General features: G+C 72.0%; 12 protein-coding genes. 9 read left to right on the top strand and 3 right to left on the bottom strand.

Going from position 1 to position 13357, the window contains the following annotated elements; translation table 11 throughout:
- Positions 1-39: 39 nt before the first annotated feature.
- The 6 genes from D7I47_RS14435 to der are packed head-to-tail and all read left to right on the top strand — an operon-like array spanning position 40 to position 5517.
- Positions 40-867 (top strand): segregation and condensation protein A, encoded by an 828-nt coding sequence (locus tag D7I47_RS14435; RefSeq protein ID WP_193726440.1) that lies wholly within the window; start codon positions 40-42, stop codon positions 865-867.
- Positions 857-1435 carry an SMC-Scp complex subunit ScpB gene (gene scpB, locus D7I47_RS14430; RefSeq protein WP_120763697.1) on the top strand — a complete coding sequence of 193 codons (579 nt, stop codon included), beginning with the start codon at positions 857-859 and terminating at the stop codon, positions 1433-1435. The genes D7I47_RS14435 and scpB overlap by 11 nt, the downstream gene beginning before the upstream one ends.
- Positions 1432-2214, top strand: coding sequence for a pseudouridine synthase (locus D7I47_RS14425; protein WP_120763696.1), 783 nt, complete (start codon positions 1432-1434; stop codon positions 2212-2214). Before scpB ends, D7I47_RS14425 begins: the two co-directional genes overlap by 4 nt.
- Positions 2211-3302 (top strand): prephenate dehydrogenase, encoded by a 1092-nt coding sequence (locus tag D7I47_RS14420; RefSeq protein ID WP_120763695.1) that lies wholly within the window; start codon positions 2211-2213, stop codon positions 3300-3302. Before D7I47_RS14425 ends, D7I47_RS14420 begins: the two co-directional genes overlap by 4 nt.
- Positions 3302-3964, top strand: a complete 663-nt coding sequence (gene cmk / locus D7I47_RS14415) for a (d)CMP kinase (RefSeq protein ID WP_120763694.1) — start codon at positions 3302-3304, stop codon at positions 3962-3964. Before D7I47_RS14420 ends, cmk begins: the two co-directional genes overlap by 1 nt.
- A gap of 11 nt (positions 3965-3975) precedes the next feature.
- Complete coding sequence (der, locus tag D7I47_RS14410; RefSeq protein WP_120763693.1) at positions 3976-5517, top strand: ribosome biogenesis GTPase Der; 1542 nt, start codon at positions 3976-3978, stop codon at positions 5515-5517.
- On the opposite strand, the gene D7I47_RS14405 is transcribed toward der, so the two are convergent.
- On the bottom strand, positions 5514-6983 hold the full coding sequence (locus D7I47_RS14405; RefSeq protein WP_120763692.1) for an MDR family MFS transporter: 1470 nt from the start codon (positions 6981-6983) through the stop codon (positions 5514-5516). The two genes, der and D7I47_RS14405, sit on opposite strands and share 4 nt — an antisense overlap.
- 69 nt (positions 6984-7052) lie before the next feature.
- On the opposite strand from D7I47_RS14405, the gene D7I47_RS14400 reads away from it, so the two are divergent.
- Positions 7053-7634 carry a TetR/AcrR family transcriptional regulator gene (locus D7I47_RS14400; RefSeq protein WP_120763691.1) on the top strand — a complete coding sequence of 194 codons (582 nt, stop codon included), beginning with the start codon at positions 7053-7055 and terminating at the stop codon, positions 7632-7634.
- 9 nt (positions 7635-7643) lie between these two features.
- On the opposite strand, the gene D7I47_RS14395 is transcribed toward D7I47_RS14400, so the two are convergent.
- Positions 7644-9971 carry a CotH kinase family protein gene (locus D7I47_RS14395; protein WP_170154390.1) on the bottom strand — a complete coding sequence of 776 codons (2328 nt, stop codon included), beginning with the start codon at positions 9969-9971 and terminating at the stop codon, positions 7644-7646.
- 8 nt (positions 9972-9979) lie between these two features.
- Positions 9980-10957: a phosphodiester glycosidase family protein gene (locus tag D7I47_RS14390; protein WP_120763689.1), complete on the bottom strand. Its 978-nt coding sequence runs from the start codon at positions 10955-10957 to the stop codon at positions 9980-9982.
- Between the two features lie 106 nt (positions 10958-11063).
- On the opposite strand from D7I47_RS14390, the gene D7I47_RS14385 reads away from it, so the two are divergent.
- Positions 11064-12017, top strand: a complete 954-nt coding sequence (locus D7I47_RS14385; RefSeq protein WP_120763688.1) for an L-lactate dehydrogenase — start codon at positions 11064-11066, stop codon at positions 12015-12017.
- Positions 12018-12244: 227 nt separating this feature from the next.
- Entirely contained in the window at positions 12245-13357 is a 1113-nt protein-coding gene (locus D7I47_RS14380; RefSeq protein WP_120763687.1) for an ABC transporter substrate-binding protein, read from the top strand.

Here is a 13357-nt window from a genome sequence, read left to right as displayed (position 1 = left end):
AAAAGTACGTACTCTCGCGGAGACTCTAGACTCGGCAGGATGGACGACGCGATGACGGTGACGGAGGCCGAACCGGCCGACGCCGCATCCGGGTTCCGGCTGACGCTCGCCAACTTCGACGGCCCGTTCGACCTGCTGCTGTCGCTCATCACGAAGCACGAGCTCGACATCACCGAGGTCTCGCTCTCGAGGGTCACCGACGAGTTCATCTCGTACCTCCGGGGGCTCGACGGCCCCGAGGAGCTCGACCAGGCGAGCGAGTTCCTCGTCGTCGCGGCGACCCTGCTCGACCTCAAGGTCGCGGGCCTGCTGCCGCAGGGCGAGCTCGTGGATGCCGAGGACGTCGCGCTGCTCGAGGCGCGCGATCTGCTCTTCGCACGGCTGCTGCAGTACCGCGCCTTCAAGGAGGCCGCGCGCTGGTTCGAGGGGCACCTCGAGGCGGAGGGGTCCCGGCACGCGCGCTCGGTGCGGCTCGAGGAGAAGTACCGCCGCCAGACGCCCGAGCTCGTGTGGACGCTGAGCCTGCACGACTTCGCGGCGCTCGCGGCGCTCGCCATGGCACCGCGCGAGATCCCCATCGTGGGACTCGACCACCTGCACGCCCCGCTCGTCAGCATCCGCGAGCAGGCCGCCATCGTCGTGACGCTGCTGCGCGCGGGCGAGGCGACCACCTTCCGGCAGCTCATCGCGGGAGCCGAGCAGCGCGGCGTCGTCATCGCGCGTTTCCTCGCCGTGCTCGAGCTCTACCGGCACGCCGCCATCTCCTTCGAACAGCTGGAACCGCTCGGCGAGCTCACGCTCCGCTGGATGGCGCAGCACTGGAACGACGAACAGCTCGCGAGCCTGGGGGCCGACTATGACCGATGACCTGACGGAGGACGTGCGGGTGGAGGCCCAGTTGGAGGCGGTGCTGCTCGTCGCCGACGAGCCGCTGCCGCTCGTGACGCTCGCGACCGCGCTGGGCGCGCCCGTGCCCGCGGTGCGGCAGTCGATCGAACGGCTCGTCGCCGACTACGACGGCGCGGACGGCGGCCCGCGACGCGGCTTCGAGCTGCGCGAGGTGGGCGGCGGCTGGCGGCTCTACGTGCGCGCCGAGCACGACGAGCTCGTGCGCGACTTCGTGCTCACCCAGAGCCCCACCAAGCTCTCGCAGGCCGCCCTCGAGACCCTCGCCGTGATCGCCTACAAGCAGCCCATCAGCCGCGGCTCGATCGCCGCCATCCGCGCCGTCAACGTCGACTCGGTCGTGCGCACCCTGCTCGGCCGCGGCCTCATCACCGAGGCGTACACGGATGCCGAGACGGGCGCCATCCACTACGAGACGACCCCGCTGCTGCTCACCCAGCTCGGCGTCAACTCGCTCGACGAGCTGCCGCCGATCTCGCCCCTGCTGCCGGACGGCGTGGAGGGCTTCGAGGAGCTCGGCGCCCGATGAGCGGCGGGGAACCCGAGGGCGAGCGCCTGCAGAAGGTGCTCGCCGCGGCGGGCGTCGCCTCGCGTCGCGTCGTCGAGCAGTACATCGTCGCGGGCCGCATCCGGGTGAACGGACGCGTCGCCGACGAACTCGGCACGCGCATCCACCCCGAGACCGACCGCGTCGAGGTGGACGGGGTGCCGATCCAGCTCGACACCGCCAAGCGCTACCTCATGCTCAACAAGCCGAAGGGCGTCGTGAGCACGATGTCCGACGAGAACGGCCGCCCGGACCTCTCGCGCTACGCCGAGCAGGCGGGCGAGCGGGTGTACAACGTGGGCCGGCTCGACGCCGAGACCACGGGGCTCCTCGTGCTCACCAACGACGGCGAACTCGCCCACGTGCTCGCGCATCCCTCCTTCGGCGTCGAGAAGACCTACCTCGCGACGGTGCGCGGCGTCGTCAAGCCCGACGCCCTCCGACGGCTGCGGCAGGGGGTCGAGCTCGACGACGGCCCGATCGCCGCGGATCGCGCCCGGGTCGTGGGGGAGCCCTCGGGCGGCCGCACGATCGTCGAGGTCACGCTGCACTCCGGCCGCAACCGCATCGTGCGGCGCATGCTCGCCGAGGTGGGGCATCCCGTGATCGAGCTCGTGCGACGCCAGTTCGGGCCGCTGCACCTCGGTTCACTCGGAGCCGGGCGGATGCGCGACCTCACTAAGGTGGAGGTCGGATCGCTGCTCGCCCTCGCGCGCGACGCGGCGGAACCCGACGCGAAGAACGCGAGAAGGAAGCCATGAACGACCGCCGCCTCGCCGAGCAGGTGCGCATCGTCGGCTCGGGACTGCTCGGGGCGAGCATCGGGCTCGGCCTCAGCGCGAAGGGCGTCGACGTCATCGTCGACGACGCCTCGCCCTCGACCCGCGCCCTCGCGATCGCCTACGGCGCCGGCCGCGCACCCGCCGTCGACGACGCCCCGGGGCTCGTCGTCGTCGCCGTGCCGCCCGATGTGACCGCCGACATCGTCGCGGCGGAGCTGCAGAAGTACCCCGACGCGCTCGTCACGGACGTCGCGAGCGTCAAGGTCGCACCCCTCGAGGAGCTGCGCGCCCGCGGTGCCGACCTCTCCCGCTACCTCGGCTCGCATCCCATGGCGGGGCGCGAACGCGGGGGAGCGGTCTCGGCGCGCGCCGACCTGTTCGTCGGGCGGCCCTGGATCCTCGCGGGCCACGACGCCATCAGCTACCGGCGGGCGGCCGCCATCGAAGACCTCGTGCTCGACCTCGGCGCCGTGCCGATCGAGATGGACGTGCACGATCACGACCGCGCCGTCGCCCTCGTCTCGCACGCCCCGCAACTCGTCGCGAGCCTGCTCGCGAGCCGCCTGCGCGAGGGCTCGGGCTCGGCTCTCGGGCTCGCGGGCCAGGGGCTCCGCGACACGACCCGCATCGCCGCGAGCAACCCGGCGCTCTGGGTGCAGATCCTCGGCGCGAACGCGGCCGAGATCGCGGCCGTGCTGCGGCCGCTGCGCGCCGAGCTCGACACCGTGATCGCGGCCCTCGACGACCCGGAGGCCTCGGCATCCCGCCGGACGATCGCCGAGGCGCTCGCCGCCGGCAACGACGGCGTCGCGCGCATCCCCGGCAAGCACGGCCAGGACAAGCGTTTCACCGCGCTCGTCGTGAAGGTCGACGACAAGCCGGGCGAGCTCGCACGCCTGCTCACCGAGATCGGCGAGGAGGGCGTCAACATGGAGGACCTCCGCATCGAGCACTCGCCCGAGACGAAGGTCGGCTTCGCCGAGATCTCCGTGCTGCCGGAGGCCGCGCACCCGCTCGCCGCGGCCCTCGAGGCGCGCGGATGGACGCTCATGGAAGCGGAACGGTGATGGCCGTCGTCGTCGCCGTCGACGGGCCCGCGGGCTCGGGCAAGTCGAGCGTGAGCCGCGCGGCCTCGCGCGCGCTCGGCTACGCCTTCCTCGACACCGGGGCGGCCTACCGCGCCCTCACCTGGCTCGCGCTCGAGCGCGGGGTCGACACCGCCGACGCGGATGCCGTGGTCGCGCTGCTCGGCGACTTCGCGTACACGACCGAGGTGACCGACGCCGGCACGGTGGTGCGGGTCGGCGACGCCGACGTCACGATCGCGATCCGCGAGCCGCGCGTCTCGGCGCTCGTGAGCGACGTCGCGCGCATCCCGGAGGTGCGGACGGCCCTCAACGACGCGTTCCGTCGGCTCATCCGGGCCTCGGATGCGCCCGGCATCGTCGTCGAGGGACGCGACATCACGACCGTCGTCGCGCCCGACGCCGAGGTGCGGATCCTGCTCACCGCCGACGAAGCCGTTAGGATTGCCAGGCGATCGGCCGAGCTCGCCCCCGGTGCCGCCTCCACGGCGGAGCAACTGCGCGAGCGGGACCGCCGGGACGCCCAGGTGGTCGACTTCCTGACCGCGGCGCCCGGGGTCACGACGATCGACTCCACGCACCTGGACTTCGCCGGCACCGTGCAGGCGGTCGTCGAGCTGGTGCACGACACGATCCCCCACTGACAGGACACGACATGACCGAGCGCGACCACGACCGCTCCGACGCCGAGTTCGACGCCGACGACGACTTCGACGCGATCGACCCGGAGCTCGCCGAGCGGCTCGCCGAACTCGACGACGACGTCGCCGAGCAGCGCGCCGCGTCGCTGCGCGCGGGACTGGCCGACTACGAGCTCGACGAGGACGACCTCGAGGTGCTCGAGGCCGCCGAGGCGGGACCCGACGGCATCACCTACCTGCCGGCGCTGCCGGTGCTCGCGATCGTCGGCCGGCCGAACGTCGGCAAGTCGGCGCTCGTCAACCGCATCCTCGGCCGTCGCGAGGCGGTCGTCGAGGACGTTCCGGGCGTCACGCGCGACCGCGTCTCGTACAAGGCCGAGTGGCTGGGCAGGCGGTTCACCCTCGTCGACACGGGCGGCTGGGAGCCCGACGCCCGCGGCATCAACGCCTCGGTCGCGGCGCAGGCGGAGGTCGCGGTCGACCTCGCGGATGCCGTGCTGTTCGTCGTCGACGTCAACGTCGGTGCGACGGCGACCGACGAGCACGTCGTGCGGATGCTGCGCGGTTCGAAGAAGCCCGTCATCCTCGTCGCGAACAAGGCGGACGACGCCATCAAGGACCCGCAGGCCGCGGAGCTGTGGAGTCTCGGCCTCGGCGAGCCGTGGCCCGTCTCGGCACTGCACGGCCGCGGGGTCGCGGACCTGCTCGACCACGCCATGACGGTGCTGCCGGAGGTGTCGGCGGTCGCCAAGCAGGAGATCGGCGGCCCGCGCCGGGTTGCGATCCTCGGGCGCCCGAACGTCGGCAAGAGCTCGCTGCTCAACAAGGCCGCGGGCGAGGAGCGCGTCGTCGTCAACGAGCTCGCGGGCACCACGCGCGACCCCGTCGACGAGCAGATCGAGCTCGGCGGACGCATCTGGACCTTCGTCGACACGGCCGGCATCCGCAAGCGCGTGCACCTGCAGCAGGGTGCCGACTTCTACGCGTCGCTGCGCACCGCCGCCGCGCTCGAGAAGGCGGAGGTCGCGGTGGTCGTGCTCGACGTGACCGAGCCGATCAGCGTGCAGGATCTGCGCATCATCGACCTCGTGCTCGAATCGGGCCGTGCGCTCGTGCTCGCCTACAACAAGTGGGACCTGCTCGACGACGACCGCCGCCGCTACCTGGAACGCGAGATCGAGCAGGATCTCGCCCACGTCACCTGGGCGCCGCGGGTCAACATCTCGGCCCGCACCGGGCGGCACCTCGAGAAGCTCGTGCCCGCCCTCGAGACGGCCCTCGAGAGCTGGGACACCCGCATCCCGACGGGCAAGTTCAACGCGCTCATCGCCGAGCTCACCGCCGAGCACCCGCACCCGGTGCGCGGCGGCAAGCAGCCCCGCATCCTGTTCGGCACCCAGGCCTCCACCCGCCCGCCGACCTTCGTGCTGTTCACGACCGGGTTCCTCGACCCGCAGTACCGCCGCTTCATCCAGCGCCGCCTGCGCGAGGTCTACGGCTTCGAGGGCACCCCGATCGTCGTCAACATGCGCGTCCGGGAGAAGCGCAAGCGCTAGGCCGCTTCCGCCTCGGCGACCTCCGCCTCCTCGAGGGTGGGCTCGTCGTGCCCGCGGCCGGGCAGCACGAGGCTCAGCAGCATGGCCGCGACGGCGACCGCCGTCGACACCCAGAACGCGACGTCGAAGGCGCGTGCGGCATCCTGCGGTCCGTGCACGACCTCCATGAGGCTCGTGAGCACGACCGCGAGGGCGGCGGTGCCGAACGCGCCGCCGACCTGCTGGGCGATGCGGGTGATCATGGTCGCCTGGGGGATCTCGTCGTGCTCGAGCCCCGTCATGGACACCGTCATGAGGGGGATGAGCACCGTGCCGAGGCCGAAGCCGCGCACGGCGACCGCGATCGAGAGCCACAGCACCGAGGTCTCGGCGTCGGCGAGGGCGAACGGCACCGTGCCGAGGGCGATGAGGGCGAAGCCGGCGACCGTGAGGGCGCGCGGGCCGATCCGCTCGAGCAGCACGCCCGCGACGGGGCGCGCGAGCAGCGAGCCGACGCCCTGGGGGATGAGCAGGAGGCCCGCCGCGAGCACCGTCTCGCCGCGCAGCACCTGCCAGTAGAGCGGGAACAGCAGCATCGCCCCGAACAGCGCGGCCCCGGAGAGCATGAGCACGCCGGTCGCCCCGGCGAGGGAGCGGTGCGAGCCGAGCAGGCGCAGCCGCACGAGGGCGCTGTCGCGACGGCGCAGCGACCACGCGACGAACGCGATGACGAGCGCGAGCCCGGCGGCGAAGGGGGCGAACACCTCGACGCGGCCGAGGCTGTCGCCGGATTCGACGTTCGAGAGCCCGAGCAGCAGCAGTGCGAGGCCGGGGATGAGCAGCACGAGCCCGACGACGTCGAGGCGGGCGCGGGTGCGCCGCGCGGAGTCGTCGGGCAGCTTCCAGACCGCGAGGGCGATGCCGACGAGCACCACGGGCACGTTCACGAGGAACAGCCACTGCCAGCTGAGGCTGCCGAGGATGAGACCGCCGATGACCGGCCCGAGGATCGGCCCGAGGGCGACGGGCACCGTGACGACGGCCATGATCCGCCCCATGCCGCGCGTGCGTCCGCCGGCCGCCTGCATGGCGAGCGACTGCATGAGCGGGAACAGGATGCCGCCGCCGATGCCCTGTACGACGCGGAACGCGATGAGGCTCGTGGCGTCCCACGCGGTCGCGCACAGCACGGAGCCGAGCAGGAACACGCTGAGCGCGATGATCCACAGCCGCTTGCCGCCGATGCGGGCCTGCGCCCAGCCGACGAGGGGGATCGCGGCGGCGAGGGCGAGCAGGTAGGCGGTCGAGATCCACTGGATCGTGGAGACCGGCACGTCGAACTCGCGGGCCAGCGAGTCGAGCGCGATGGCGACGATCGTGGTGTCGAGGATGCCGGCGAAGGCACCGACGATGAGGATCCAGGCCGTGCGCATGACGCCGGGCGGGATGGCGGTGTCGGCGGGCACGGGGGTGGGGCGAGCGTTCATGGGGGCGGCTTTCACATAAGAAACGTTTGTGTCTCTTGGGAAGATACGCCGATGCGATAAGATACGCAAGTGACTCTTGAGAAGGCGACGCGCCGCCGCGGCACGGAACTCGAGGACGCCATCCTCGACGCCGTCTGGGACGAGATCTCGGAGAAGGGCTACGGGGGCCTCACCTTCGAGGGCGTCGCGAGCCGCGCCCAGACGAGCCGTGCCGTGCTCTACCGACGCTGGCCCACGCGCGAAGAGCTCGTCCTGGCGGCGATCCGCCGGCTCGGCGCCCGCACCCCGACCGTCTCGCCCGACACGGGCAGCCTCCGCGAGGACATGCTCGCGCTGCTGCGCTTCTCCAACGAGCACCGGCTCGGCATGTGGGTCGTGCTGAGCGTGCAGCTCGCCGGCTTCTACGCGGAGACCGGCATCACCCCGGCCGAGCTGCGCACGCAGATGCTCGGCGAGCGGCCGAGCCTCGTGCCCGCGATCCTCGCCCGCGCCGCCGAACGCGGCGAGGCGCGGGCGGACGTCTCCGAGCGCGTCGCGCGTTCCGCCTTCGACCTGTTCCGCTCGGAGGCGATCCTGCGGCTCGGTCCGGTGCCCGACGAGGTCCTCGTCGAGATCGTCGACGAGGTGTTCCTGCCGCTCGTGCGCGCCTGAGGCGGGGCGTCAGCCGATCCCGAGCTTCGTGCGGATGGCATCCGCCTCGTCCGCGACCGTCGCGGCCGGCACGAGGTCGGCGGCACCCGCGTCGAGGGTCTGCTGCCAGTCGTCGACGAGCTCGGCGGCGACCCCGCTGTCGACGAGCTGCGCCTGCAGCGTCGCGGCCGCCTGGGCGTAGAGCTCCGCGAACGCGGGCACGTCGAGGAAGCGGTCGCGCAGGACGCTGCCGCCGCCCCGGCCGCCGCCACCCGCGCCGTCCTGGCGCGGCGCATCGCCCTGGCCGCGATCGCCCCCGCCACCCCCGCGATTCCCGCCGTTGCTGCCGCCGAGCGCGAGGTTCAGATCCCACGTGACGACCGTCGCGACGCCGGTGGCGTCGTCGACGTAGAGGTACCAGTTGTTGCCGGGGCCGTCGATGTCGTCGGTGTTCGACACCAGATCCTGGAAGGCGAGGTAGCGCGCGAAGGCGTCGACATCTAGGTGCTCGGCGAGCTCCGCGGCGAAGGTCGCGTCGTCGGACTCGTTCACGAACCTCAGGAACGAGATGAGGGCCGCCAGCTCGTCGTCCCCGCCCTCCTGGTCCCACGAGTCGGCGTAGGCGTCGGGATCGTCGCCGTGGTACTCCTCGTCGCCGCCGCTCTCGGCCTTGTACAGCTGGCCCGCGGCGCCGAACTCCTCCTCCGCCCACGCCCCGGTCGGGTTCTCGATCACGAGACGCAGTGCGGCATCCCCGTCGCCGACCGAGAACCGCACGGCGGTCGCGTTCTCGGCCGCGAGCCCGGCCGCCCGCAGCAGCCCGAGCGCGACCGCCTCGTTGAGCGAGGTCGCCGAGTCGTTGCCGCGCACGACGAGCTCGGTCTCGCCCTGGTAGCTCTGCTCGTCGACGTACTTGTCGAGCCGGATGATCCACGGGATCTCGGCGAGCGCCGTGTCGCTGTCGATCCGCCGCAGCGAGGAGTTGCCCTTGAGCTTGATGCCCACGTGGTCGATCGTCGTACCGTCGATCGTCACGTTGACCTCCGCCCAGTCCTTCTCGCCCGTCTCGAGGTACGTCGAGACGAGGCCCTCGAGCACGGCGTCGTCGGCGTCGACGCTCACCTCGTGCACGAGCGAGGTGTCCCAGAGATCCGCATCCGCGGCGGGGCTCGGCTCGGAGGCCGTGGTCGTCGAGCCGGAGGCGACGGCGCAGCCCGCGAGCACGAGCACCGACGCCCCGGCGACGGTCGCGCTCGCGGCGCGGCGGATGCGGTGCCCGCGGTGCGCCCGGGCCGGCCGCACCCGGCGGGCGAAGACGAGCACCCGCTGCACCGCGAAGGCGACGAGGAACAGCACGAGCTCGACCGTCACCTTGACGGCGAGCAGTGCGACGCCGAGGGAGGTGAGCGCGGCGAGGGCCAGATAGTTCACGCCGAGCACCATCGTGGCGAGCGCCGCGTAACGCAGCGCCTGGCCGCCCCACGATCCCGCGCGCGCCCGGAACACGTAGCGGCGGTTGAGCACGAAGTTCACCGAGCCGCTCACGAGCCGCGCCCCCACGACCGCCGCGAGCAGCGGCGCCCCCAGCAGCACGAGCCCCTGCAGCAGCACGACGTCGACGAGGAACCCCGCGAACGACGCCGCGAGGTAGCGCAGCAGGGGCCGCATGACGAGCGCCGAGTCGCGCAGCGGACGGAAGTGGCTCGCGGCGTTGCGCTCGAGGTAGACGGTCTCGATCGGCACCTCGACGACGGGCACTCCCGCGCCGCGGCAGGCCAGCAGCACCTCGAGCTCGTAGGCGAAGCGCTCGCCCGGAACCTCGAGCATCCACGCGATCCGCTCCGCCGGGATGCCGCGCAGCCCCGTCTGCGTGTCGCGCACGCGGTAGCCGGCGGCGAAGCCGAACAGTGCCGTCGACACCGCGTTCCCGAATCGGCTCCGCGCCGGCGTCCCGGTCCCGAAGGTGCGCGCACCCAGCACGAGGGGACGCCCGCCGGCATCCGGGTGCGGCACCCCGTCGGTTCCCCGCCCGCCCGGCCCGTCGAGCCGTTCGGCGACGCGGAGGATGTCCTGCGCGGTGTGCTGGCCGTCGCTGTCGGCCGTCACGACATCCGCGCCCGGATGGTGCTCGAGCGCGTGGCGCAGCCCCGTGCGCAGCGCCGCGGCCTTGCCGAGGTTGCGCGGATGCGTGAGCACCTGGGCGCCGAGCACGCGCGTCGCGTCGAACACGGCGCGGAAGGCGGGCCCCGAGCCGTCGTCGACGACGACGATCGCGAGCTCCGGTGCCATCCGCCGCAGCTGCGCGACGAGCGGGGCGAGCCGGTCGCCCGGCTCGTAGGCGGGGATGAGCACGATCATGGGCCGCCTCATCCCGCGATGTAGAGGATGTCGGAGGTGCCGCGCTCGCCGCCGTTGCTGGGCGAGTTGATCACCTCGCCGCCGAAGTACATGGTGGACGAGCCGCCGCCGTCGAGGTTGTAGGCGGTGCTCGCACCGAGGGAGATCATGATGTCGGCGAGCCGGCCGAGCGTCACGCCCTCGCTGTAGCCCTTCTGGCGTCCGTCGACGACGACGAACACGAGGTGGTTGTCGTCGATCACCCCCACCGCCGTGCGCGGCTGGGCGCCCTGGATGGAGTGGTTGCCGAAGTTGGTGTCGACCTCAGCCTCGTCGATCCCGTCGACCGCCTCGCCGTGCTCGACGATCGCCGGGCCGAAGGAGAGCGTGTTCCAGACGCCCGCGTCGAGCAGCTCCCGCGCGCTCGTGGCGGTCTCGTCGTACACCTCGACGTGGCCGTCGGTGTAGAAGGCGAGACCCTCCCGGGCGCCCTCGTCGCGGTAGATCACGCCGTTGCGGATCTCGATGCCCGTGTCGCGGAAGCCGTAGTAGTCGCCGTTGATCGCGAACACGGCGTCGTGCGCCGCGGCGATCTCGGAGGTGGTCTGGATGATGTTGGTGCCGAAGGAGTCGTCGGCGAACGCCGAGCGCAGCACGGTCGCATCCGCGAGCGTCACGTCGGCGATGTAGTAGGTGACGGTGTCGTCCCCGGAACCCGTGGTCACCGTCGAGACGGCGATCGTCGCGTCGTCGCTCGTGTAGGCGTCGGCGGTGAGGGTGCCGTCGTCGTCCGACACCGTCTGCGCGGTGCCGTTCCGCTGCTCGAGCGCCCGCACGTCGGAGACCTCGACGTGGGGGATGAGGAAGCGGTCGGCCGCCCACCAGACACCGCCGCCGACGACGAGGGCCGTCGTCGTGCCGACCGCGATGAGCACGGTGCGCCGGGTCACGCCGGGGCCGCGGTCGCGGCGGGTGCCGTCGTCCGGGGTCGGGGGCGTCGTCTCCATGCACCGAGGATGCGGGGGGAGCTTGAGCGGCGAGCCAGGGGAGTCTTGGTCGGGGCTGGGACTTCCGGCCTGTCGTGATCCGGGGGATCTCCGCCATGATCGGAGCATGGCCGTCATCGAGAACGCGAAGCTGTCCGTCATCGGCGCAGGCGCGGTGGGCACCTCGCTCGCCTACGCCGCGCTCATCCGCGAGTCGGCGCGCGAGGTGGCGCTCTACGACATCGACGCGGCGCGCGTCGACGCCGAGGTGCTCGACCTCGCGCACGGCACCCCGTTCACGGGCACCTCGCGCATCTCTGGCGGGGCAGACCTGGATGTCGTGGCCGGCTCGAACGTCGTCGTCATCACGGCCGGCGCCAAGCAGAAGCCGGGGCAGACCCGGCTCGAGCTGGCCGGCGTCAACGTGGGCATCATCCGCGACCTCATGCCGAAGCTCGTCGAGCGGGCCCCGAACGCCGTGTTCGTGATCGTCTCGAACCCGTGCGACGTGCTCGCGGTGGCCGCGCAGCGCTTCTCGGGGCTGCCCGCCTCACGCGTCTTCGCCTCCGGCACGGTGCTCGACTCGGCGCGTCTGCGCTGGCTGCTCGCCGAGCGGCTCGGGGTGGCGGCGTCGAGCACGCACGCCATGATCATCGGCGAGCACGGCGACTCGGAGTTCGCGCTGTGGTCGCAGGCGCGCATCGGGCCGGTGCCGCTCGGCCACTGGGATGCGGGCGGCGGGCCCCTGCCGCGCGCGGAGCTCGACCGCATCGCCGACGACGTCAAGAACGCCGCCTACACGGTCATCGCGGGCAAGGGCGCCACCAACTACGCGATCGGGCTCTCGGGCGCGCGCATCGTCGAGGCGATCCTGCGCGACGAGGGCGCCGTGCTGCCGGTGTCGAGCGTGCTCGACGGCTACCACGGCGTGAGCGGCGTGGCCCTCTCGGTGCCGAGCGTCGTGGATGCCACGGGCGTGCGCCGGGTGATCGACGTGCCGTTCGACGAGGACGAGCAGGGACGCTTCGCGGCATCCGCCGCCGCCATCCGCGCCTCGCTCGACTCGCTCGGCATCGAGTAGTCCGCGCCGCGCCCGCGCGCGCGAGCCCTGTTCGGGAGGATGACGCGCCGCGCCCGGACCCGATTCCCGGCATCCGGCGGCGTGTCGTCCTCCCGAACGAAACCCGGATGGCGGGAGGAGCGGGCCCGTAACGTGCCGGAAATACTCCGGCACGGATGGCGAAACGTGACAGGGATAGCGTCGGCGGCATCACATTCCCGCCCCGTCCCGAAGGGATCCGCATCCGCATGGCATCCAGCCCCGCGCACCGCACCGTCCGTCGCATCACCGCCGCCCTCGCCGCCTCCGCCGCGGCCGCGCTCGTGCTCTCCGCGTGCGCCACCGGCGACACCCCCGCACCCGGAGGCGACGGCGATGCCGCCTCCTACGGCGAGATCAGCGTCCAGTACTCCTGGATCAAGAACGAGGAGTTCGCGGGCGAGTTCTACGCCTACGAGAACGGCTACTACGACGAGGCCGGATTCTCGAACGTCATCGGCGTCTCCGGCCCCGACACCGGCGTCGCGAAGCTGCTCTCCGGCACCGTGCAGGTGGCGCTCTCCGACGCCGCCTCGGTCGGCGCGGCCGTCGCCGAGCAGGATGCGCCGCTCAAGATCATCGGCGCCACCTTCCAGAAGAACCCGTTCACGATCCTGTCGCTCAAGGACGGTGCGGACATCGCGACGCCCGAGGACCTCATCGGCAAGAAGATCGGCGTGCAGGACTCGAACGCGAGCGTCTTCCAGGCGATCCTCAACGCCAACGGAATCTCGCCCGACCAGGTGACGGTCGTGCCGGTCGACTTCGACCCGACCCCGCTCATGAACGGCGACGTCGACGGCTTCATGGCCTACCTCACCAACGAGGCGCTCACGGTGGAGCTCGCGGGCTACGACATCACGAACCTGCCGTACGCCGACAACGGCGTGCCCTACGTGGCCGAGACCTTCACGGTGACCGACCAGTACCTCGCCGAGAACCCCGAGCTCATCAAGGCGTTCCTGACCGCCGAGATCAAGGGCTGGACCGACGTCTTCACGAACTCGACCGACGACTCGGTCGCGCTCATCGAGAAGTACTACAACAAGGCGGCCGCCGACAACGCCGACGGACTCGAGTCGGTCTTCGGTGCGCTCGACCCGGTGAAGACCGGCAAGGGCCTGGAGGCGGAGAAGGAGCTCATCTCGACCGCCGACACGGAGGCGAACGGCCTGTTCACGATCACCGACGAGCTCAAGGCGCAGACGGTGGCATCCCTCGCGGCCGCCGGCTGGGAGGTGAGCGTCGACGAGCTGTTCGACACGACGATCATCGACGAGATCTACGCCGAGAACCCCGAGCTGAAGGCGTACCTTCCGTAA

The organism is Protaetiibacter intestinalis, from assembly GCF_003627075.1.
In the GTDB taxonomy this organism is placed as follows: Bacteria; Actinomycetota; Actinomycetes; order Actinomycetales; family Microbacteriaceae; genus Homoserinibacter; species Homoserinibacter intestinalis.
Note: the sequence above shows the minus strand (reverse complement) of the source record. Positions and strands in the feature narration are given on the sequence as shown.